At 72.8% G+C, this 21628-nt stretch carries 17 protein-coding genes; 11 read left to right on the top strand and 6 right to left on the bottom strand.

What is annotated here, in order from left to right; translation table 11 throughout:
- Nucleotides 1-48 precede the first annotated feature (48 nt).
- Nucleotides 49-1836, top strand: coding sequence for a beta-galactosidase family protein (locus ACFZB9_RS13410; RefSeq protein ID WP_391446579.1), 1788 nt, complete (start codon nt 49-51; stop codon nt 1834-1836).
- On the opposite strand, the gene ACFZB9_RS13405 is transcribed toward ACFZB9_RS13410, so the two are convergent.
- Nucleotides 1827-2597 (bottom strand): SDR family oxidoreductase, encoded by a 771-nt coding sequence (locus ACFZB9_RS13405; protein WP_391446578.1) that lies wholly within the window; start codon nt 2595-2597, stop codon nt 1827-1829. The two genes, ACFZB9_RS13410 and ACFZB9_RS13405, sit on opposite strands and share 10 nt — an antisense overlap.
- A 150-nt stretch (nt 2598-2747) precedes the next feature.
- Here ACFZB9_RS13405 and ACFZB9_RS13400 point away from each other — a divergent pair, with 150 nt between their 5' ends.
- The 5 genes from ACFZB9_RS13400 to ACFZB9_RS13380 all read left to right on the top strand — a co-directional run bounded on the left by ACFZB9_RS13400 (nt 2748) and on the right by ACFZB9_RS13380 (nt 8027).
- On the top strand, nt 2748-3632 hold the full coding sequence (locus ACFZB9_RS13400; RefSeq protein WP_391446576.1) for a helix-turn-helix transcriptional regulator: 885 nt from the start codon (nt 2748-2750) through the stop codon (nt 3630-3632).
- The gene (locus ACFZB9_RS13395; protein ID WP_391446574.1) at nt 3629-4180 is read left to right on the top strand and encodes a methylated-DNA--[protein]-cysteine S-methyltransferase; all 552 of its coding nucleotides are present in this window, start codon (nt 3629-3631) and stop codon (nt 4178-4180) included. The genes ACFZB9_RS13400 and ACFZB9_RS13395 overlap by 4 nt, the downstream gene beginning before the upstream one ends.
- A gap of 200 nt (nt 4181-4380) precedes the next feature.
- Nucleotides 4381-5805 carry a family 2B encapsulin nanocompartment shell protein gene (locus ACFZB9_RS13390; protein WP_391446572.1) on the top strand — a complete coding sequence of 475 codons (1425 nt, stop codon included), beginning with the start codon at nt 4381-4383 and terminating at the stop codon, nt 5803-5805.
- 69 nt (nt 5806-5874) lie between these two features.
- Nucleotides 5875-7116, top strand: coding sequence for a family 2 encapsulin nanocompartment cargo protein polyprenyl transferase (locus ACFZB9_RS13385; protein WP_391446571.1), 1242 nt, complete (start codon nt 5875-5877; stop codon nt 7114-7116).
- A gap of 152 nt (nt 7117-7268) precedes the next feature.
- Complete coding sequence (locus ACFZB9_RS13380) at nt 7269-8027, top strand: hypothetical protein (RefSeq protein ID WP_391446569.1); 759 nt, start codon at nt 7269-7271, stop codon at nt 8025-8027.
- A gap of 62 nt (nt 8028-8089) precedes the next feature.
- Here ACFZB9_RS13380 and ACFZB9_RS13375 read toward each other — a convergent pair whose 3' ends face one another.
- Together ACFZB9_RS13375 and ACFZB9_RS13370 are read right to left on the bottom strand one after the other, a co-directional pair.
- Nucleotides 8090-9112, bottom strand: a complete 1023-nt coding sequence (locus ACFZB9_RS13375) for an NAD-dependent epimerase/dehydratase family protein (RefSeq protein WP_391446567.1) — start codon at nt 9110-9112, stop codon at nt 8090-8092.
- Nucleotides 9113-9327: 215 nt separating this feature from the next.
- Nucleotides 9328-11544, bottom strand: a complete 2217-nt coding sequence (locus tag ACFZB9_RS13370) for a hypothetical protein (RefSeq protein WP_391446565.1) — start codon at nt 11542-11544, stop codon at nt 9328-9330.
- Between the two features lie 140 nt (nt 11545-11684).
- On the opposite strand from ACFZB9_RS13370, the gene radA reads away from it, so the two are divergent.
- Together radA and disA are read left to right on the top strand one after the other, a co-directional pair.
- Nucleotides 11685-13202: a DNA repair protein RadA gene (gene radA, locus ACFZB9_RS13365; protein WP_391446563.1), complete on the top strand. Its 1518-nt coding sequence runs from the start codon at nt 11685-11687 to the stop codon at nt 13200-13202.
- 169 nt (nt 13203-13371) lie between these two features.
- Entirely contained in the window at nt 13372-14430 is a 1059-nt protein-coding gene (disA, locus tag ACFZB9_RS13360) for a DNA integrity scanning diadenylate cyclase DisA (protein ID WP_391446765.1), read from the top strand.
- Between the two features lie 85 nt (nt 14431-14515).
- Here the strand turns inward: disA and ACFZB9_RS13355 are convergent, their stop codons facing one another.
- Nucleotides 14516-15481 (bottom strand): hypothetical protein, encoded by a 966-nt coding sequence (locus ACFZB9_RS13355; RefSeq protein WP_391446561.1) that lies wholly within the window; start codon nt 15479-15481, stop codon nt 14516-14518.
- Between the two features lie 141 nt (nt 15482-15622).
- Here ACFZB9_RS13355 and ACFZB9_RS13350 point away from each other — a divergent pair, with 141 nt between their 5' ends.
- Nucleotides 15623-16519 carry an A/G-specific adenine glycosylase gene (locus tag ACFZB9_RS13350; protein ID WP_391446559.1) on the top strand — a complete coding sequence of 299 codons (897 nt, stop codon included), beginning with the start codon at nt 15623-15625 and terminating at the stop codon, nt 16517-16519.
- Between the two features lie 123 nt (nt 16520-16642).
- Here the strand turns inward: ACFZB9_RS13350 and ACFZB9_RS13345 are convergent, their stop codons facing one another.
- Complete coding sequence (locus ACFZB9_RS13345) at nt 16643-18256, bottom strand: MDR family MFS transporter (protein WP_391446557.1); 1614 nt, start codon at nt 18254-18256, stop codon at nt 16643-16645.
- A gap of 266 nt (nt 18257-18522) precedes the next feature.
- Here ACFZB9_RS13345 and ACFZB9_RS13340 point away from each other — a divergent pair, with 266 nt between their 5' ends.
- Nucleotides 18523-19152 (top strand): TetR/AcrR family transcriptional regulator, encoded by a 630-nt coding sequence (locus ACFZB9_RS13340; RefSeq protein ID WP_391446555.1) that lies wholly within the window; start codon nt 18523-18525, stop codon nt 19150-19152.
- Between the two features lie 79 nt (nt 19153-19231).
- Here the strand turns inward: ACFZB9_RS13340 and ACFZB9_RS13335 are convergent, their stop codons facing one another.
- Nucleotides 19232-20116 carry a M23 family metallopeptidase gene (locus tag ACFZB9_RS13335; RefSeq protein WP_391446553.1) on the bottom strand — a complete coding sequence of 295 codons (885 nt, stop codon included), beginning with the start codon at nt 20114-20116 and terminating at the stop codon, nt 19232-19234.
- 328 nt (nt 20117-20444) lie between these two features.
- On the opposite strand from ACFZB9_RS13335, the gene ACFZB9_RS13330 reads away from it, so the two are divergent.
- Nucleotides 20445-21602, top strand: coding sequence for a threonine aldolase family protein (locus ACFZB9_RS13330; protein ID WP_391446551.1), 1158 nt, complete (start codon nt 20445-20447; stop codon nt 21600-21602).
- The last annotated feature ends 26 nt before the right edge of the window (nt 21603-21628 follow it).

Genomic DNA, 21628 nt, shown 5'->3' with positions numbered 1-21628 from the left:
AGTTCACCGTGCCAGTCGAGACCCCCCACCCCGAGGAGCTTCTCGCCGATGTCCAGCCTCACCTATGACCGGGACGGCTTCACGTTGGACGGCCGTCCGCTGCGGATCCTCTCCGGCGCCCTGCACTACTTCCGGGTGCTGCCCGAGCAGTGGGACGCCCGGCTCTCCCTCCTTCGCGCGATGGGGCTCAACACCGTTGAGACGTACGTCGCCTGGAACCTGCACGAACCGCGCCCCGGCGCGTACGACTTCGGCGGCCGGCTCGATCTGGTGGAGTTCGTCCGGGCGGCCGAGCGGCACGGGCTCAAGGTGCTGCTGCGGCCCGGGCCGTACATCTGCGCCGAGTGGGAGTTCGGGGGTCTGCCCGCCTGGCTGCTCAAGGACCCCGCGATGCGCCTGCGTTGTGCGCACCCCGGCTATCTGGCCGCCGTGGACCGGTGGTTCGACGTGCTGCTGCCCAGGATCACCCCGCTGCTCGCCGAGGCGGGCGGTCCGGTGATCGCGCTCCAGGTGGAGAACGAGTACGGCAGTTACGGCAATGACGCGGACTATCTGCGCCACCTCGCCGAGGGGTTGCGGCGGCGCGGGGCGGGCTGTCTGCTCTTCACCTCCGACGGCCCCACCCACCCCATGCTGCAGGGCGGGACGCTGCCCGGGGTGCTGCCCACCGTCAACTTCGGCGACCGGGTGGCGGAGAGCTTCGAGGTGCTGCGCGGCCACCTGCCCGAGGGGCCGGCGATCTGCATGGAGTACTGGAACGGCTGGTTCGACAACTGGGGTGCCCCGCACCACACCAGGGACGCGGCCGACGCGGCCGGGGTGCTGGACGAACTGTTGGCGTCCGGTGCCTCGGTCAACCTCTACATGGCGCACGGCGGCACCAACTTCGGCTATCTGAACGGCGCCAACCTGGAGGAGGGGCGGTTGCGCCCCACCGTGACCAGCTACGACTACGACGCGGCGATCAGCGAGGACGGGCGCCCAACGGCCAAGTACTGGGCGTTGCGTGAAGTCCTGGGCCGTTACACCGAGCTGCCGAAACCGCCGGACGAGAGCCCGGCCGACACCCTGGCCCCCCGGGTGCTGACGCTCGGCGCCCCGCTGCCGCTGCTCGACCTGGCCGAGCGGATGGCCGCCCCGGTCCACTCGGCCGCCACCCTGGCGATGGAGGAACTCGACCAGTCCTACGGCTTCGTGCTCTACCGCACCCAGGTCAGCGGCCCGCGCGAGGCGGCCGGGCTGGAGGTGGACGGACTCGGTGACCGCGCGCAGGTCTTCCTGGACGGCCACCCGGTGGGCGTGCTGGACCGCACGGCTGAAGGAGCGCAGTCGCTCCAGCTGGCGATCCCGGCCGGCGGGGCCCGACTCGACCTGCTGGTGGAGAACCTCGGACGGGCCAACTACGGTCCACAGCAGGCCGATCGCAAGGGCATCACGGGCGGCGTCCGGCTCGGCCGGCAGCTGCTGTTCGGGTGGCGGATGTACTCGCTGCCGCTGGACGACCCGACCGGGCTGCCTTTTCCTGAAAGCGGCACGCCGGACGAGGCTCTGATGGACCGTCCGGTGCTGCGGCGGGCCGTGCTCGACGTCGAGCACCCGGCCGACACCTTCGTGCTGACCGAGGGCCACGGCAAGGGCCTGTGCTGGGTCAACGGCTTCCTGCTGGGCCGGTACTGGGACATCGGGCCGCAGCAGACCCTCTACCTGCCGGGCCCGTTGCTGCGCGCCGGCTGCAACGAGGTGGTGCTGCTGGAGCTGCACGGCCCGGCCGGCGACGGGCTGCCACTGGTCGCCGAACCGGTCCTCGACCGGATGCCGGGCGGTGCTCAGAGCTGACGGGTCGGCAGGATCACCGCCTGGCGCAGGTTGGCCCCGCGCCGGCGGCTGGTGGTCCAGCCGATCAGGTCCGCGATGTCCTCGGAGGTCAGCGGCGGGATGCTCTCGAACATCCCGTCGACGAGGGCGGAGATGTCGGCGTTGTCGATGTGGCTGCCCAGCTCGGTCCGGGTCAGGCCGGGCTCGATGTTGGTCACCCGCACGTCCAGCGGGCCGAACTCGGCGCGCAGCACGGTCGAGAGGTGGGTCAGCGCGGCCTTGGTGGCGGAGTAGACGGCGAAGTCGCGGTAGACGCTGTGCGCGCCGATCGAGGAGACGTTGACCAGGTCGGCGGTGCGGCCCTCGGCCGCGGCCGCCACCAGGTCGGAGCGGAAGGCGTCGATCACCCGCAGCGCGCCGGTCAGGTTGGTGTCGATCATCCGGGTCCACTCGTCGGTCCGGCCGTCGGCCACCGGGTTGGGCAGCATCACCCCGGCCGCGTTGACCACCAGGTCGGCCCGACCGAAGGCGGCGCGCACCTGGGCCGCGGCGGCGTCCACGGCCGCCTGGTCGGTGATGTCGACCGGCACCGCCAGGGCCTGGCCGCCGCCGAGGGTGATCTTCTCGGCCAGTTCGGTCAGCCGCTCGGCGCGGCGGGCCAGCAGCGCGACCCGGGCCCCGCCGGCGGCCAGCAGGCGGGCGGTGGCCTCGCCCATGCCGGAGGCGGCGCCGGTGATCACGGCGGTGCGGCCGGCGAGCTCGGGGTAGCTGGTGAGGGTCATCGCGGGTCTCCTTCTGAGGTCTGCGGCAGCCGGTGTTCCGGCCGGCACCACCGATCCTGCTCGGGTCCGCGACGGCCGCCCAGGGTGATGCTGTTCCTGGGTCCGCCAGTACCAGGAAGGCTGTCGGCGCAGGCACTTAGGCTTGATGGCATGGAGAACACACTGGGGGAGTTCCTGCGGTCGCGCCGGGCGCGGATCCGGCCGGAGGACGTGGGGCTGCGCTCCTACGGGCACCGCCGGGTGCCCGGCCTGCGCCGGGAGGAGGTGGCCCAGCTGGCCGGGGTCAGTGTGGACTACTACATCCGCCTGGAGCAGGGCCGCGGTCAGAGCGTCTCGGACGCGGTGCTGGACGCGGTGGCCCGGGTGCTGGAACTGGGCGAGGTGGAGCACGAGCACCTGCGGGCGCTGGCCAGGCCGCCGCGCCCCGGCGATCGGCGCGCGGCCCCGGCCCGGGGGAGCCGGCAGGTGCGGCCCGGACTGCGCCGGCTGCTCGACATGATGACGGACGTGCCGGCCTTCGTGCTCGGGCGCCGGCTGGATGTGCTGGCCTGGAACGCGCTGGCCGACGCGGTGGCCGGCTACTCGACCCTCACCCAGCGCAATGTGGCCCGCCAGGTCTTCCTCGACCCGTCGGCACGGGAGTGCTATCCGCAGTGGGAGGCCGTGGCGGCCGAGACGGTCTCCTACCTGCGGCTGGACGCGGGGCGGCACCCCGACGATCCCAAGCTCTCCGCGCTGGTGGGCGAGCTCTCGGTGCGCAGCCCCGAGTTCGGCCGGCTCTGGGCGGACCACCAGGTGAAGGAGAAGACCTGGGGCACCAAGCTGGTGCGGCATCCGCTGGTGGGCGAGCTGGAGTTGGGTTACGAGACGCTGTCGCTGCCGGGGGACCCGGATCAGATGCTGGTCGGCTACACGGCCCAGGCGGGCAGCCCGACGGCGCAGCGGCTGGCGCTGCTGGCCAGTTGGTCGGCGGCCGAGCCCGACCGGCCGGCCCAGGGCGCGGGCGGCGAGGCCGCAGCCAGGGAGCGGTCATGAGCGGCGGTGCGATCGAGTGGGTCAGCGTGGCCAGCCCGCTGCCCACCGGCCCGCTGAGCGTCGGGGTCACCCAACGGGGTGTGGCGAGCGTGCAGTTCACCCCGGAGTCGGTGCCCGGGGACGCGCCGCGCTGTGCCGATCGGCGCCGGGTGGCGACGGTGACCGAGCGGTTCGCCGCGTACTTCACGGGCGCTGCGCGGGAGTTGGCGCTGCCGGTGGACTGGCGGCTGGCGAGCGGCCCGCACCAGGTGGTGCTGGAGACGCTCTTCCGGACGGTGCCCTACGGCGAGACCATCACCTATGGCCGACTGGCCCAGCGCAGCGGGGTGTTCGAGGGGGTGGCGGAGAGCCCGGGGCTGGCGGCGCGCACGGTCGGCCAGATGATGGGCGCCAACCCGCTGGCGGTGCTGGTGCCCTGCCACCGGGTGGTGGCCGCGGACGGCCTGGGCGGCTTCGGCAACGGTCGGGTGGGGCTGGACGTCAAGCGCTGGCTGTTGACCCTGGAAGGCTGGCTGGCGCCCACCTTGGACTGGGACGGGCCCGGGTGATGAGCCCGGCCGACCATAAACGGCCTTATGTCGAGGAACGATTCTGCCCGGAATTCGCCCGAACAGTAAATCGATCAGACTGGCTAATCGTACTTATTGATCCGCCGATGCAATCACTCGTCCGAGTGATTGCGTTGTGATCGTCGGGGCCCCACTCTGGAATGCATACGTCCGCATCTTCCTTGGGGGAGGGTCCTGTTATGACGACTGAGACCGATCTCGGTATTCCGGCACCTGGCAGCTCGACGGAGAACCAGCAGCAGAGCCTTGGTACGGCCGCGGCCAGGAACCTCGCGACCACCACCAAGTCCGCGCCGCAGATGCAAGGCATCAGCTCCCGTTGGCTGCTGCGCACACTGCCCTGGGTGCAGGTCTCCGGTGGCACCTACCGGGTCAACCGACGGCTCAGTTATGCCGTGGGGCGCGGCCGGGTGAGCTTTGTGAAGACCGGCGCCGAGGTGCGGATCGTCCCGCCCTCGCTGCGCGAGTTGCCGGTGCTGCGCGACTTCGAGGACGACGCGGTGCTGGAGCAGTTGGCCGGCCGCTTCGTGCAGCGTGAATTCCAGGCCGGTGAGGTGCTGTTCGAGGCGGGGCAGCCGATCAACGAGGTCTACCTGATCGCGCACGGCAAGGTCAACAAGATCAGCACCGGCAAGTACGGCGACCAGGCCGTGGTGGGCGTGCTGGCCGACGGCGACCGGATCGGCGACGAGGCGCTGACCGAGTCGGACGGAGCCTGGCCGTTCACCGTGCGGGCCGCCACCGCCGGTACGGTGCTCGCCCTCGCCTGGCCCGCCTTCCAGGAGCTGGCGGACCGCTCGGAGGCGTTGCGCGCCCAGATCCTGCAGTTCCTCTCGGACGCCCAGCAGCCGCAGACCCGGCACGGTGAGGCCGAGATCGCCCTCGCGGCCGGCCATGAGGGCGAGCTCGAGCTGCCGGGCACGTTCGTGGACTACGAGGTCGCTCCGCGCGAGTACGAGCTGAGCGTCGCCCAGACGGTGCTCCAGGTGCACAGCCGGGTCGCCGATCTCTACAACGAGCCGATGAACCAGATCGAGCAGCAGTTGAAGCTCACCGTCGAGGCGCTGCGCGAGCGCCAGGAGTACGAGCTGATCAACAACCCCGAGTTCGGCCTGCTGCAGAACGCCGAGTACGACCAGCGGATCCAGACCCACTCCGGCCCGCCCACCCCCGACGACATGGACGAGCTGCTCAGCCGCCGCCGTGGCACCAAGGTCTTCCTGGCCCACCCGCGGACCATCGCCGCCTTCGGCCGCGAGTGCAGCAGCCGTGGCCTCTACCCGGGCACGATCGAGTACCAGGGTCAGCAGGTGCCCTCCTGGCGTGGGGTGCCGGTGCTCTCCTGCAACAAGATCCCGATCGTGGACGGCCACACCAGCTCGATTCTGGCGATGCGTATCGGCGAGGACAACCAGGGGGTGATCGGCCTGCACCAGACCGGCATCCCCGATGAGTACCAGCCCGGTCTCTCGGTCCGATTCATGGGGATCAACGAAAAGGCGATCATCTCCTACCTGGTGAGCGCCTACTACTCGGCGGCTATTCTGGTCCCCGATGCGATCGGTGTGCTGGAAAACGTGGAAATTGCCCGCCCGCGCGGCTGAGACTGTCCATTCTTGGTCGCCCCGGGGCATTCCCCGGGGCGGCCCGACAACTGGGGGGCCAGCCGGATCATGGGCGCCGAAACGCTGAGTCGAGAAAACAACCACAACGAATCCGCCGACCGGCCCCGCGACGGCGGTGCCATACCGGCCGCCAGGGTCGGATCGGTGGAGCAGGCCGCTCCGATCGGCGAGGACCAGGCGCTGGAGATCCTGGCCCGTGCCCGAACGGTGGTCGACCCGGCGCTGCGCGCCGCCGTCGAGAGCATGCCCGAGTCGATGCGCCGGGTCGTCGCCTATCACTTCGGGTGGCGCGAGGTCGACGGCACGCCCGCCGAGGCGGACGCGGGCAAGGCCATCCGGCCCGCACTCGTGCTGGCCGCCGCCCAGGCCTGTGCGGCGAACTCCCGCGCGGTGGAGTCCTTTGCGGCGGGCTCTCCCGGGGCCGGGGCCGGGGCCGGGGTCGGAACCGGTGCCGTCCCGGCGGACTCCTTCGCAGTGAACTCACCTGCCGTACAGTCCGCCGTCCGGGCCGCCGCCGCCGTCGAGCTCGTGCACAACTTCACGCTGCTGCACGACGATGTGATCGATCGTGATGTGACCCGACGCCATCGACCCACCGCCTGGCGGGCGTTCGGCGCCACCGAGGCGATCCTGGCCGGTGACGCACTGCACTCGCTCGCGCTGCGCACCCTCGCCGAGGACAGCCACGCCGCGACCGGCCCGGCGCTGCGCCGGCTGGCCCACTGCGTGGTCGAGCTCTGCGACGGCCAGCAGGCGGACTGCGCCTTCGAGCGGCGCAGCACCGTCTCGCTGAACGAGTGCCTCGCCATGGCCGAGGCCAAGACCGGCGCGCTGCTCGGCACCGCCTGCGCGATCGGCGCGCTCTACGGGGGAGCGGACGAGGCCGGGGCGGCGGCGATGGACGCCTTCGGCCGGGAGATCGGCCTGGCCTTCCAGCTGATCGACGACCTGATCGGGATCTGGGGTGATCCGGCGGTGACCGGCAAGCCGGTCGGGGCCGACCTGCTGGTCCGCAAGAAGTCGCTGCCGGTGGTGGCGGCGCTCTGCTCGGGCACGGCCGCCGGGGCCGAGCTGGCCGAGATCTACGCCCTGGACCGTCCGCTCACCGCGGCCGAGGTCCAGCGTGCCACCGACGCCGTCGAGCGGGCCGGTGGCCGGGCCTGGGCCCAAGGCGCCTCGTGCGAGCGGATGGCCGCCGCGATCGAGCACCTCTCCGTCGCCGTCCCGGAGCCCTCGGCCGCCGGGGACTTGCTGGCCCTTGCCGAGCTGGTCACCCGCCGCATCCGCTGAGTCCACACCGACCGCACCGCATCACACCACCCCCCGTGGGCACGCGGGTCGCGCTGCACGGCGCGCCCTCGTCCCGCCGCACGGGTGGCGGCGGTCGTGCATGTCCTGGCCCCGCAAATTCACCAGAACAGCAGAACAGCAAGGACCCTCTCATGAGCCTGACGGACATCGGTATCGTCCTCATAGTCCTCGCCGTGCTGGCCGTCGGACTGTTCCTCCTGCAGCGCTGGGTCCCGCACCCGGTGCGCGAGGCGCACAACGACGTGGCCGGCTTCATCTTCGCCGCGGTCGGCGTGATCTACGCCGTCCTGGTCGCCTTCGTGGTCGTCACGGTCTGGACCAACGACGACGCCGCCCGCAAGACCACCTTCCAGGAGGCCGACTCGCTCGCCGGCATCTACTGGATCTCCCGGGAGCTGCCCGCGCCGCTCGGCCCGCAGCTGGAACAGCAGACCCTCAGCTACGCCCGGACCGTGATGGACACCGAGTGGCCGCTGATGGCCTCGCACCAGAGCAGCCCGGCGGCGACCGACCTCGTCTACCAGATCCGCGACAGCGTCTTCGCGATCAACCCCAACGGCCCGCAGCAGCAGGTGCTCTACGAGCACGCGGTGAGTCACATGGAGGACCTCGCCTCGCAGCGCCGGGCCCGGCTGAACGAGGTGGACGACGAGGTCCCGACGCTGCTCTGGGTGGCGCTGATCGTCGGCGCGGTGCTCACCGTGGGCTTCACCTTCCTGTTCGGCCTGCCCAACACCCTGGCCCACTCGCTGATGGTGCTCTCGCTCGGCGGGTTGGTGGTGATATCGCTGCTGGTGATCAAGGAGATGAACTTCCCGTTCACCGGGGTCACCGCGGTCAAGCCGACGGCCTTCGAGGTCTTCCTGCAACGGCTGCCACCGCCGCGCTGACGCGCTGCGTCCGGTCCCGACCTTGTTGCCCGCGGGCCAACCGCCCTCGGGCAACAGGAGGTTCAGGAGCCGTCGAGGATCCGGCGCTCCTTCTGCGGGTCGATGCCCAGCACCTCGGTGCCCTGCAGATACGGCCCCTCCCGCGGGCCGCGCTGCTGGATCCAGGCCCAGGTGTCGCGCACGGTCTGCGAGAGCGGCCGGCAGCGCAGCCCGTCCGCCGCCGCCTTGCGGCTGTCCGCCTGCCAGATGCCGTACGGCTTGCCGTCCACGAACTCGGTGGCCCAGAGCGGCAGTTCGGTCCACTCCTCGATCCCTGCGGCGGTCAGTCGCTCGTCCGCCACCCAGATCAGCTCGGCGTCCGAGCCGGTGGCCGCCACACAGTGCGCCAACAGCTGCCCGTAGGTGCTCGATCCCGGCAGCGCGGTGGTGAGATAGCTGCCCGAGGCGCCGCGCTCGGCGAGGTCGAGGCCGAAGACGGCGAAGTCCCGGGCGTCGATCAGCTGGATCGGCAGGTCGGGCCGCCCCGGGGCGAGCACCTGCCCACCGCGGGCGATCCGTTCCAGCCACCAGGGCAGGCGGCCGATGTTCTCGTGCGGCCCGATCAGCAGGCCGCAGTTGAGGATGAGCGAGCGGTCACCGAACTGTTCGAGGACCGCGCGCTCGCAGCCCGCCTTGAGCGCCGTGCTGAACGGCTGGTCGGGCGGCGAGTCGGCCGGGCACTCGTGCAGCGGCGAGTGCTCGTCGATCGCCTCGGCGGGCCAGCCCGCGAAGGCGTGCACCGAGGAGACGAAGAGGTAGCGCGCGGCGTGTTCGCGCAGCAGGCGGGCCGTGCGCGCGACGGCGTGCGGCTGCTGGCCGCTGGTGTCGATCACCAGGTCCCAGGGGTCGTCCGGGCCGGTGGCGGCGGCGGTCAGCCCGGCCAGGTCCTGGTCGTTGCCACGGTCGCCGCGCAGTGCCCGGACACCTGGAAGGTCGGGCCCCGAGGTGCCGCGGTTGAAGGTGGTCACCTGGTGGCCGCGGGCCAGGGCTTCGGTGACGAAGGCGCGCCCGAGGAAGACCGAGCCGCCGAGTATCAGGATTCGCATACCCGCGATGCTGCCCACCGGTGCCGCCGAAGAGTGGGACTTACGCCCGTGGCGGATCAGCCGAGGGCGAAGTGACGGGAGGCCAGGTACGTCGGTGTCGCGGTCCGGGCGTCGGCTGGGCCGGGTGGCCGATTTTCTCGGAGCTTTTTCATCAACGGCGCGCAACATGACCGGCGCCTGGGGAGTCATAGTCACATGACTGGACGGTCCGGGGTTCAGTGCGCGGGTGACGAGGACGAAGGGTTGGTCGTGGTGGAGGTCGGAACGGGGCTGGGTGTGGCGGCCGGCGGTGCGGCCGACGGCGACGCGGGCCCGGGCGTGGGAGTCGGCGCGGCGCTCGGCGGACTGCTGGGCCGCACGGAGGGGCTCGCCGGGGTCGAGGGACCGGACGTGGGGTTCGCGGTGGGGCTGTCGCTGCTGCTCGGCGCGCTGCTGGCGCTGCTGCCCGGAGTGGAGGTCTCCGAGGGGCTGGGGCTGGCGACACCGCTGGGGTTCGCGCTCGCGCTCGGTGCCACGGTCGGTGCGGAGGAGGAGGCCGACGGGCCGGACACGGGGGTGGGCGGGGCACTGGGTTCGCCGGTCGGGCCGCCCTGCAGGGTGACCACGGCCTCGGACGGGGGCAGCGCGATCTCGGCCGTCCACTGACCGGCGGGCGCGCGCTGCTCGTCGACGGTGACCGTGACGGTGATCCGCTGGCCGGGGGCCAGGGTGCCCGCGTCGCGACTCAGCCGCAGCCAGTCGTGGTCGGGCACGGCGCGCCAGTCGATCGGGGTGTCACCGGTGTTGGTCAGGGAGAGCACGGTCCGGTTGCCGTAGGCGCCGGCCGCCACGGTGAGCCGGGCGCCGGTGGTCGGCGCCGGGACGGGCGCGCTGTGCAGGCCCGGACTGTCGAGCGGGACGGCACCGGGGGCCGGGACCGGAACAGCGGCGCCCTGAACCGCCGGTAGAAACGTTTCTGCGCCCAGGGCACCCGCGCCGTCCAGGGCACCCTCCGCCGGGTCCGCGGCGCCGCCCACGTCGACCAGGCTGGCGGCCACGCCGGTGCCGGCCGTCGAACCGCCCGCCACGCCCGGCAGGACGGCGCCCAGGCCCCGGCCCGGCCCCGCGAGAGGTGCCGGGATCGGGGCGACCGCGGCGGGGGCCGGATCTTCGCCGACCCCGTCGCCGGTGAGGTCCCCCGAGCCGCCAGTGTTGCCCGAGCCGACCGGGCCGTCCGGGCCGCCAGGACCGTCCGGGCCCGGGTCGCCGTCGGCCACCCGGACCGCGGAGACCGTGGTGGCGCCGGTGGCGCCGGAGGTGTCCCGGTGCGCAATCCACAGCGCCGCCAGCGGGGCCGAGAGAACGGCGGCGAGCACCCCGGTGGTGACGGCCCGCTGCCGCACCAGGACCACCCGCTCGTGCAGGTCGCCGCCGCGCCGGTGGCGCTCCAGCAGGCTCGGGGCCCGGTGGCGGGGGAAGCCGCGCTGGTCGAAGCGGACGGCGCCGGGCCGCGCCCAGGCGGGGGTGAGCATGGACGAGCGGTGGGCAGCGCGTCGCCGGAAGTCGGCTCTACCGACTTCCGGCGCGCCATCCTCGGCCGCCGCGCCACCATCAGCCCCGCGGTCATCAGCTGCCGCACCGCCCGCCGTACCGCCCTCCATGCCGTCCCGTGCCGATGCCGGAGCGGGCAGCAGCCGCAGCCCGGGCCCGCCGCCGGGCGTGGCGCCGACCGCGCCGGCCAGCTGTTCCGCGGTGCCCCGGCAGGTGGGGCAGTCGACCAGGTGCCCCACCAGCTCGCGGCGCAGCGCCGGCCCCAGCACCCAGCCGTCCTCGGCCGCCCCCGCGCCCGTACTCGCCCCCGCGCAGCCGAGCCGGGTCAGCTCGGGGCAGCGGCCCGCCGCCAGCACGCGCAGCGCCTGTCCGGTCCGTTCGGCCTCGGCGCTCCCGGCTGCCAGCAGCCGCCGGGCCGCCGCCCCGTCCAGGCCGAGCACCGCCGCGACCTCCAGCGGGGTGAGCCGGTGGCGGACCGCCAGCTCCAGGGCCTCACGCTGCTCCGCCGTGGTCCCGGCCGCCGCCGGCCAGGCCAGCGGCGCCAGCAGCGCCGCGGTCCCGGGCGCCGCGCCGGTGTCATCGGCGGTCCCGGTCCCGGTTCCGGTCCCGGTGTCGCTGTCGGGTTCGGTGTCGGGTTCGGCGACGGCCCAGGCCGACCACCCGTCAGCCCCGGCCAGCCGCCGCACGCAGGCGTACCGCGCGACCGCGTAGAGCCAGGCCCGCCGCAGCCCGGGGTCGGTCAGCCGGTCCGCGTTGGCGGCGGCCAGGTCCCGGGTCTCGGCCAGGACCGCCAGCGCCGCCCGCTGGTCGCACAGCACCGAGAGGCAGTAGGTGTACAGGCCGTCCAGCAGCTGGTCAGGGTTGGGCGCGGAGTTCGGCGCGGGGGCCGGACGATGTCTCATCCTGCTGACGCTAGGGACCTCGCCCCGGCTGACCCGGAAAGTCGGGCCACTTGTCCTTCTTTCGGGTAACAACACCACCCACCGGCTGACAATCCCCAGCCGGCCGCCCCTTGTCGGTGCCACCCGCTACGGTGGCCCTCATGGCAGCCCGCACCTCGAAGACCACCGCCAAGCCCCGCCCGGCCTACCGCTGCACGGAGTGCGGCAACCAGCTGCCCAAGTGGGTCGGCCGGTGCCCGGAGTGCAACGCCTGGGGCACCGTGGAGGAGTACGGGGCGGTCCCGATCCGCACCACCGCCGCCGGCCCGGTCAGCGCGCCGGCCCGCCCGATCGGCCAGGTCGACGGCCAGGTCGCCACCGCCCGCTCCACCGGCGTCCCGGAGCTGGACCGGGTGCTCGGCGGTGGCCTGGTGCCCGGCGCCGTGGTGCTGCTGGCGGGCGAGCCCGGCGTCGGCAAGTCCACCCTGCTGCTGGACGTCGCCGCGAAGGCCGCCACCTCCCAGCACCGCACCCTCTACGTCACCGGTGAGGAGTCGGCCGGTCAGGTCCGGCTGCGCGCCGACCGGATCAACGCCCTCTCCGACCACCTCTACCTGGCCGCCGAGTCGGACCTGGGCGCGGTGCTCGGCCACATCGAGCAGGTCAACCCGGGGCTGCTGATCCTGGACTCGGTGCAGACCATCGCCTCCGCCGAGCTGGACGGCGCGCCCGGCGGCCCGGCCCAGGTGCGCGAGGTGGCGGGCGCGCTGATCCGCGCCTCCAAGGACCGCGGCATGGCCACCCTGCTGGTCGGCCATGTCACCAAGGACGGCCAGATCGCGGGGCCGCGCCTGCTGGAGCACCTGGTCGACGTGGTGCTCTCCTTCGAGGGCGACCGGCACGCCCGGCTGCGGATCATCCGCGGCATCAAGAACCGCTACGGCGCCACCGACGAGGTCGGCTGCTTCGAGCTGCACGACGAGGGCATCGAGGGGCTGGCCGACCCCAGCGGCCTCTTCCTGACCCGCCGTGACAAGCCGGTCCCCGGCACCTGCCTGACGGTCACCCTGGAGGGCAAGCGCCCGCTGGTGGCCGAGGTGCAGGCGCTGATGGTCGATTCGCAGATCCCCTCCCCGCGCCGCACCACCTCGGGCCTGGAGTCGCCGAGGATCGCGATGATCCTGGCCGTGGTCGAGCGGCACGGCGGGGTCAAGCTCGGCAAGCAGGACATCTACACGGCCACCGTCGGCGGGGTGAAGCTCAGCGAGCCCTCCGCCGACCTGGCGGTCGCCCTCGCGGTGGCCAGCTCCTCCACCGACACCCCGCTGCCGAGCAACCTGGTGGCGATCGGCGAGGTGGGTCTGGCCGGCGAGGTGCGCCGGGTGACGGGTGTGCAGCGCCGGCTGGCCGAGGCACACCGGCTCGGTTTCACCCACGCGTTGGTCCCCCCGGACCCGGGCAAGGTCCCGCCGGGCATGAAGGTGGTCGAGGTGGCCGACATCGGCGAGGCGCTGCGCGCGCTGCCCGGGCGTCGCCGCGCCGCCGCCGCGAAGGCCCCGGTCAAGGGTGCCGAGCACCGTTCGCAGGCCAACAAGGCCCCGGTGGTGCCGCCCCCGGCCGCCTGGCCGGAGGAGGTGATGGGGAGCTGGGAGCCCGTCGATTCGGACGAAGTGGTCTGACCGAGGCTCCGTCAGCGCGCCCGCACCGTAGACTTTGCCCTGTCAAGCACCAGATCGGGCAGTAGCGAACGAGGGACCGGGGCCACCGCGCCGAGCGGACCGGGCCGGCCGGAGGAGTCACGTGGCAGCGAGCGACCGGGTGGAGAAGTCCCCCCGTGAGGAGGCCCTGCTGCGCTCCTCCCTGCAAGCGATCGCGCCCGGAACGCCGCTGCGCGACGGTCTGGAGCGGGTGCTGCGGGCCAACACCGGCGGTCTCATCGTGCTCGGTTTCGACAAGACGATGGAGTCGGTCTGCACCGGCGGCTTCGTGCTGGACGTCGAGTTCACCGCCACCCGGCTGCGCGAGCTGTGCAAGCTGGACGGCGCCGTGGTGCTCGACAAGGACATCACCAAGATCGTCCGGGCCGGGGTGCACCTGATGCCGGACGCCTCGATCCCGACCGACGAGACCGGCACCCGCCACCGCACCGCCGAGCGGGTCAACAAGCAGACCGGGTTCCCGGTGGTCGCCGTCTCGCACTCGATGCGGCTGATCGCGATGTACGTCAACGGCAGCCGCCGGGTCCTGGAGGACTCGCCCACCGTGCTCTCCCGGGCCAACCAGGCGTTGGCCACCCTGGAGCGCTACAAGCTGCGCCTGGACGAGGTGGCCGGCACGCTCTCCGCCCTGGAGATCGAGGACCTGGTCACCGTCCGGGACGTCACGGCGGTGGCCCAGCGGCTGGAGATGGTCCGGCTGATCGCGGCCGAGATCGCCGGCTACGTGCTGGAGCTGGGCACCGACGGGCGACTGCTCTCGCTGCAGCTGGACGAGTTGATCGCGGGCGTCGAGCCGGAGCGCGAGCTGGTGGCCCGGGACTACTTCCCCGAGCGGGCGGCCAAGCGCGGCCGGACCGTCGCCGAGGTGCTGGCCGACCTGGAGGCGCTCACCCACGCCGAGCTGCTGGACCTTCAGACGGTTGCAAAAACGATCGGCTACTCCGGCTCGCCGGAGTCGCTGGACTCGGCCGTCTCGCCGCGCGGCTACCGGCTGCTGGCGAAGATCCCGCGGCTGCCGAACACCGTGATCGAGCGGCTGGTCGAGCACTTCGGCGGGCTGCAGAAGCTGCTGGCGGCCAGCATCGACGACCTGCAGGCGGTGGAGGGCGTCGGCGAGACCCGGGCGCGCTCGGTGCGCGAGGGTCTGTCGCGGCTGGCGGAGTCCTCGATCCTGGAGCGCTACGTCTGATCCGTCGCACCTGCACCCGCAGCTGAGCCCAGGCCGAGAGGCCTGGGCTCAGTGGTGTGGGCTCAGTGGTGTGGACGACGGGGCGTCAGGCGTCCAGCCTGGTCGAGGTGCGGGCCGGCACCGGGCCGCCGCTGGGGCCGGTCAACTCCGCCTGCACCAGGTAGTTGCCGGCCGGCGCGGGCGAGGTGTCGCTGGGCGTCGCGCACTGCGCCTTGCTGCGGGTGCGGTCCCAGACGAAGGTCTCGGTCAGCGCGTTCGCGGGGGAGACCTGCACCCAGCGGCTCTGCTTGTCGGTGACGCAGTCGGCGGAGGACCAGATCCGTTCGCCACTGGCCGAGTTGACGGTGACTGCGGCGGCGGCCTGGCTCAGGTCCACCCGGCAGCCGGCCGAGGAGGCGTTGCGGATCTTCAGCTCGAAGGTCGGCTTCTCCTTGGGCTGGTAGGCGTTCTGGGTGCCGGCCAGTTCCAGGGTGAGCTGGGAGGCGGTGCAGACCGGCAGGGCCATCACCTCGCCGGTGTTGATCGGGGGGTTGCCGCTGCCCGAACCCCCGCTGCCCGAACCCCCATTGCCCGAGCCGCCGCTGGTACCGCTGCTGCCCGAACCGCCGCCGCTCTCGCCGCCGGAGCCACCGCTCGTGCCGGAGCCCGTGCTGCCGGCGGAGCCGCCCGTGCCGGAGCCGTCGCCGCCGGCGCTGCCCGAGATCGCGCCGGTGCCGCCGCCGGTCTCACTGCCGCCGGTTCCCCCGGATCCGCCGGTTCCCCCGGTACCGCCGGTACCGCCGGACGTGCCGCCGCCGCTCGTGCCGCCGGGGCGGGAGCTGATCGCGGGACCGGTCGGGCTGGCCCCCGGAGTGATCGAGGCCGCCGCGGAGGGCGTGCCGGTCGCCGGGGCCGGCTGCGCGGTCTTCTGCTTGCCGCCGTCGCCGCCCTGACCCACGGTCAGCCAGGCCACCAGGGCCACCACCACCGCGGCGGCTGCGAGCACAACAACCCGCCGCCGCCAGTAGATCGAGGCGGGCAGCGGTCCGACAGGCTGACGCAATGAAGGCACGATCAAACTCTACGAGAGGCGGAGCACCGCTTGTCGCACCAACACCGGTCTCGAACCCCGATCTTTCAGATCATCCGGTATTTCCTCCCTTTGAGGGAGGGAAACGGGGCCGTCCGGCCGTGTGCGAGGATCGGTAGCGCTATGGCGACCACCACCTCTCACGCTCCCGCTCCCCTGCTGCACACGATCGTGCTGGACTGGTACCGGGAGCATGCCCGTGACCTGCCCTGGCGGGACTCCGACGCCTCGCCCTGGGCGGTCATGGTGAGCGAGTTCATGCTCCAGCAGACCCCGGTCAAGCGGGTGCTGCCCGCCTACCAGGCCTGGCTGGAACGCTGGCCCACCCCAGCCGCGCTGGCCGGTGACGCGCCGGGCGAGGCGGTGCGGATGTGGGGACGGCTCGGCTACCCGCGGCGGGCGCTGCGTCTGCACGCGGCCGCGAGCGCGATCGTCGAGCGGCACGGCGGCGAGGTGCCGAGCGACCACGCCGAGCTGCTCGCGCTGCCCGGCGTCGGTGAGTACACCGCCGCCGCCGTGGCCTCCTTCGCCTTCCGCCAACGTCACGCGGTGCTGGACACCAACGTCCGCCGGGTCTTCGCCCGGGCGGTGACCGGCGAGGAGTACCCGGCGCAGGCCACCACCGCCGCCGAGCGCCGCACGGCCGTCGAGCTGCTGCCCGACCACCCCGAGGTGGCCGCCCAGTGGGCGGTGGGCGTGATGGAGCTGGGCGCGCTGGTCTGCACCGCCCGCAGCCCCGAGTGCGGCGGCTGCCCGCTGCGCGCGCACTGCGCCTGGGACCGGGCCGGGCGCCCGCCGTACCAGGGGCCGGCCCGCCGGGGCCAGAGTTACGAGGGCACCGACCGCCAGGTCCGCGGCAAGCTGCTGGCGGTGCTGCGCGAGGCCCACGGCGAGGTCCCGCAGCACCGTCTGGACGCCGTCTGGCCCGAGCCGGTGCAGCGCTCGCGGGCGCTGCACGGCCTGATCGTCGACGGTCTGGTGGAGCCGGTGGCCCCGGGCGTCTACCGGCTGCCCCAGTAGCCGGTCGCGCCGAGGCCTGGCACGCCGAGGCCGGGCACGACGAAGCCGGGCATGACGAAGGCGGGTGGGTCCGGGAGTGATCCCGGGCCCACCCGCCTTCGGCTGTTCAGGCAGGTGCGCCGGTCAGTGCGCCATCGCCGCCATGTCGTTGCCCTCGGCCTTCTCGCCGGCGGCCTTGCCGGCGCCGCGCAGCGGGGTGCCCTTGAGGAAGAGCGCCGCGACCACCGAGACCAGGCTGATCAGCGCGGCCCAGACGAAGACCGAGTGGATGCCGTTGGACACGGCGTGGTGGAAGGCGTCCTGCACGGGCGGCGGCAGGGTGCGCAGCTTGGCCGGCGTCATCTGGTCGGCGCTGTCGAGCTGACCGCCGGCACCCGGGGCGCCCGCGAGCTTCTGGGTCAGGGTGTCCTTGAGGTGGTTGGTGTAGATCGCGCCGAACAGCGCGACACCGAAGGAGCCGCCGATGGTGCGGAACAGGGTGGCGGTGGAGCTGGCCACGCCCATGTCCTTGAGCCCCACGCTGTTCTGGGCGACCAGCATGGTGATCTGCATCAGGAAGCCCATGCCGGCGCCGAGCAGGGCCATGAAGAGGCCGGAGGTCAGGCGGGTGGTGCCGACGCCCATGGTGGACAGCAGCAGCGAACCGGCGCCCATCACCACGGTGCCGATGATCGGGAAGAGCCGGTACTTGCCGGTCTTGGTGACCACCTGGCCGACCACGAGCGAGACCACCAGCATGCCGAACATCATCGGCATCAGCAGCAGGCCGGAGTTGGTGGCCGAGGCGTTCTGGACGATCTGCTGGTACTGCGGCAGGAAGGTGACGCCGCCGAACATCTGGAAGCCGACGATGAAGCCGATGATCGAGACCACGGTGAAGTCGCGGTTGCGGAACAGGCTCAGCGGCAGCATCGGCTCCTGGACCCGGGCCTCCACGTAGCAGAAGCCGATCAGCGAGGCGGCGGCCAGCACGATCAGGCCGATGATGTGCTTGGAGCCCCAGGCGTACTGGGTGCCGCCCCAGGTGGTGATCAGGACCAGCGAGGTGATGCCGACGGTCAGCAGCAGCGCGCCGAGGTAGTCGATCTTGGCGTCGGAGCGGACCTTCGGCAGGTGCAGGGTGATCATCACGACGGCAAGGGCGATCGCGCCCAGCGGCAGGTTGATGTAGAAGATCCAGTGCCAGCTGAAGTGGTCGGTGATGAACCCGCCGAGCAGCGGTCCGCCGACGGTGGCGATCGCCATCACGGCGGCGAACATGCCCTGGTACTTGCCGCGCTCGCGGGGGGTGACCAGCGCGCCCATGATCGACATCACGCCGACCATCAGACCGCCGGCGCCCAGGCCTTGCAGGGCGCGGAAGGCGATCATCTCGTTCATGTTCTGCGACAGACCGGCCAGCGCCGAGCCGACCAGGAAGATCACGATCGAGGTGAGGAAGGTGCCCTTGCGGCCGTAGAGGTCGCCGAGCTTGCCCCAGATCGGGGTGGCGGCGGCGGTGGCCAGGGTGTACGAGGTGACCACCCAGGAGAGGTGGTCGGCCCCGTGCAGGTCGCCGACGATGGTGGGCATCGCGGTGCCGACAATCAGGTTGTCGAGCATCGCGAGCATCATGGTGATGACCAGACCGATCATCACCAAGCGGATCTCTCGCGGTGAACGGGCCGGGCGCTCGCCCTCCCCCACGACGCCTCCCGGCGGTGTGTCCGCCTTGGCGTCGACCTGCTGCTGTGCCATGGTGCATCTCCCGAAAGCGCGTCTGGTCCGCGACTCGCGGCCCTCTTGGTGTCGGCTGCTGACTGTGGTGCCCGAGTGGTGGAGCGAGAAGCTTACTTGCCGACCGGCTAGTTGTTTGTCAGCTGGCACGGTAAGGTCTGGGTAAGCCGGGCGTCAAGCCGAATTCGGCCCCATCCGTGCGCACCGGCGAGAATGTCCGCACGGGAGGCCGGGCGCGGTCCGACCTCCGGGTCCCCTCCGCAGCTATCTAGGCAGGCCAGGAAGCCATGAGTACGTCGCAGAGCCCCCGCGGTGGCACCCGGGCACGCATCATCGCGGTCGCGCTGGAGCTGTTCGCCGAGCAGGGGTACGAAAAGACCTCGCTGCGGGAGATCGCCGACCGGCTCGGGGTGACCAAGGCGGCGCTGTACTACCACTTCAAGACCAAGGACGACATCGTCCACGGCATCGTGGAGAGCATGGCCGCCCCGATCGACGAGGCGATCAGTTGGGGCGAGCAGCAGTCCTGGTCGACCGAGGTGCGCGACGAGCTGGTACGGCGCTTCGCGGCGGGCATGGCCGAACGGGCGCCGCTGCTGCGCTTCTTCCACGACAACCAGCCGGCGCTGCGCGGCTCCCCGGCCGGGCTGGAGTTCAAGCGCCGGATGCTGCGGATGGTCGGCATGGTGCAGGGGCCGGGTGCCTCGTTCGAGGACCGGCTGCGCGCCACCATGGCGCTCTTCTCGGTCAACTCCGCGTTCTTCCTGCTCAAGCACGACCCGGACCAGGAGTGCGGGCTGCCGCCGCTGGCGGCTGCCCGGGCGACGAGCGAGGCGGAGGCGATGCAGGCCGCGCTCACCGTGGCGCTGGAGATCGCCGGCCGGATCGGGCCGCGCGAGGACTGCGCGGTGGGCTGACCCGGCGCCGGGATCCCCGCGCCGGGCCCCGCCGGGCAGTGGCCGGTCGGAGGTCGGTCAGTGGCCGGTCAGAGGTCCGTCAGAGGTCGGTCACCCCGTGCGCCGTCAGGTAGGCGACCGGGTCCACCACCGCGCCGTAGGTGTCGACGGTGCGGATCTCGAAGTGCAGGTGCGGCCCGGTGGAGTTGCCGGTGCTGCCGGAGGCCCCGACCAGCTGACCGGCACTCACCTGCTCACCGGGGTCGACCTCCAGCCGGGACAGGTGCGCGTACTGCGCGAACCGGCCGTCCGCCAGCCGCAGCACCACCTCCTTGCCGTAGGCCCCGTCCCAGGCGGCCGAGACCACGGTGGCCGCGCCGACCGCGTGCACCGGGGTGCCCGGGTCGACCGCGAAGTCCACCCCGGTGTGGTAGCCGGCCGCGTAGCCGCTGTCAGGGGTGCCGAAGAGGTAGCTGATCCGCGCCCCGGGCACCGGCGCCGACCAGGCGGGCGGAGCAGGCGCGGCGGGCGGGGCCGGTGGCGCCGGCTGCGGCGCGGCGGGGGTGGCCGGGGCCAGGTTCCCCGCCACCGCGACGGCCTGCTGCAGATCCTTCAGGCCCCCGGCCGGCCGGTACGGGCGCGGCGCGGACACCTGCACCAGGTTGTCGAACGGTGCCGCCTCGCGGGCGGTGCTGAACGCGGAGCTGCCGGGTGTGGTCGGGTGCACGGTCTGCGCCACCGCGCTGCCCGGCACCGCCGCCACCGCCACCCCGACCAGGGCCGCGGCCGCCACGGCGGCGGAGACCGCCTTGTGCCGGTGCGGGCCGCGGAAGACGGCGTACGGGTCCGGCGAGGGCAGCGCCAGGCGCCGCACCAGCCGCGGCCGCGCATGGCGGCCGTGGCCCAGCCGGGTGCGCAGGACGGTGAGGCGCAGGATGGCGGAGCGGGCGGCTGAGCGGGCGGCGGAACGGGGCTGGAAGGACATCGTGTGCTCGACCTCGCAGTGGTTCGGGGCAGCGCGGAGCCGGCCTTGGAGGCGCACGCGGCGGGGGGCCTACAGCTTTACCGTCGGTGAGGTGGTAGCGAAATCCGATCAGCTACGACGGTGTGTAGTGCGAGGCGACTGAAAATTTCAGGCGATCGGCGGATTGGTCCATTGATCAGATCGGCGACCAATCGTTCACGACCTACTACGCCGGCTCGTATCAGGCTTTCGGGCTGTGACAAGGCCCACCCCGGCTCACCCCGGCCCGCCACTGAGCAGTCCCGGCACGGGCATTCCCCGTGCCGCGCGGCTGACGGACCATCGAGAGATGACGGACGAGTCGAACGGCCCATCGGATCCGGTGGTCGGCCCGCAGGACCGGCGTTTCGCCCGGTGGCGCTCCAGTCGCCGGATCCTGTCCGGGCCGCGCCCGGTCACCCTGTACGAACGCCTCGCCGAACTGGGCGCCGACGCCCGCACCGTGGTCGGCCCGCAGGAACGTCCCGACGTCTACGGCGACGGCGTGGTCGCCGAACTGGAGCGCCGGGTGGCCGACCTGCTCGGCAAGCCCGCCGCGCTCTTCTTCCCCACCGGCACCATGGCCCAGCAGGTCGCGCTGCGCTGCTGGGCCCGGCGGTGCGGCAGCCGGGTGGTGGCCGCCCACCCGCAGTTCCACCTGGAGACCCACGAGCGCCACGCCTACCGCCGCCTCACCGGCCTGGAGACGGTCTGGCCCACCGCCGAAGGCCGGCTGCCCACCGCCGCCGAACTGACCGCGTTCGAAGAGCCCTTCGGCGTGCTGATGGTCGAACTGCCACTGCGCGAGGCCGGCTTCGTGCTGCCCGAGTGGTCCGAGCTGACCCGCTTGGTGGCCGCCGCCCGCCGCCGTGGTGCGGTGGTGCACCTGGACGGCGCCCGGCTCTGGGAGTCCGCCGCCCACTACAACCGTCCGCCGGCCCAGCTCGCCGCGCTCGGGGACTCGGTCTACGTCTCCTTCTACAAGGCGCTGGGCGGCCTCAGCGGGGCGGTGCTGGCCGGCGATCCGGAGCTGGTGCGGGAGGCCGTCGCCTGGCGCCACCGCTACGGCGGACTGCTCTACCAGCAGTGGCCCGCCGCACTCTCCGCGCTCGCCGCGCTGAATCGCGAACTGCCGCGCCTGCCCGGCTATCTGGCCCAGGCCCGGATCGTCGCGGACGGGCTGCGCGCGGTGCTGCCCGAGGTGCCGGGCGGGCGGCTGCACCCCGATCCGCCCCACACCCACCAGTTCCAGCTCTGGCTGCCGTATCCCGCGCAGCGGCTCACCGAGGCGACGCTGCGGCACGCCGAGGCCGACGGCGACGCGCTCTTCGGCAGCTGGTGGGAGAGTCGGCTGCCGGGCCTGTCGATGACCGAGGTGACCGCGCTGACGCCCGCGCTGTCCTGGTCGGCGCAGCAGGTCGCCGACTCCTTCCGTGGCTTTCTCGGGCTTCTGGCGAAAGGGGGTTGACGGTCCGTCGGGCATCGTCAACGCTG

Origin of the sequence: Kitasatospora sp. NPDC008050, assembly GCF_042957465.1 — a bacterium.
GTDB lineage: Bacteria > Actinomycetota > Actinomycetes > Streptomycetales > Streptomycetaceae > Kitasatospora.
This window is presented reverse-complemented; position numbering and strand designations above follow the sequence as displayed.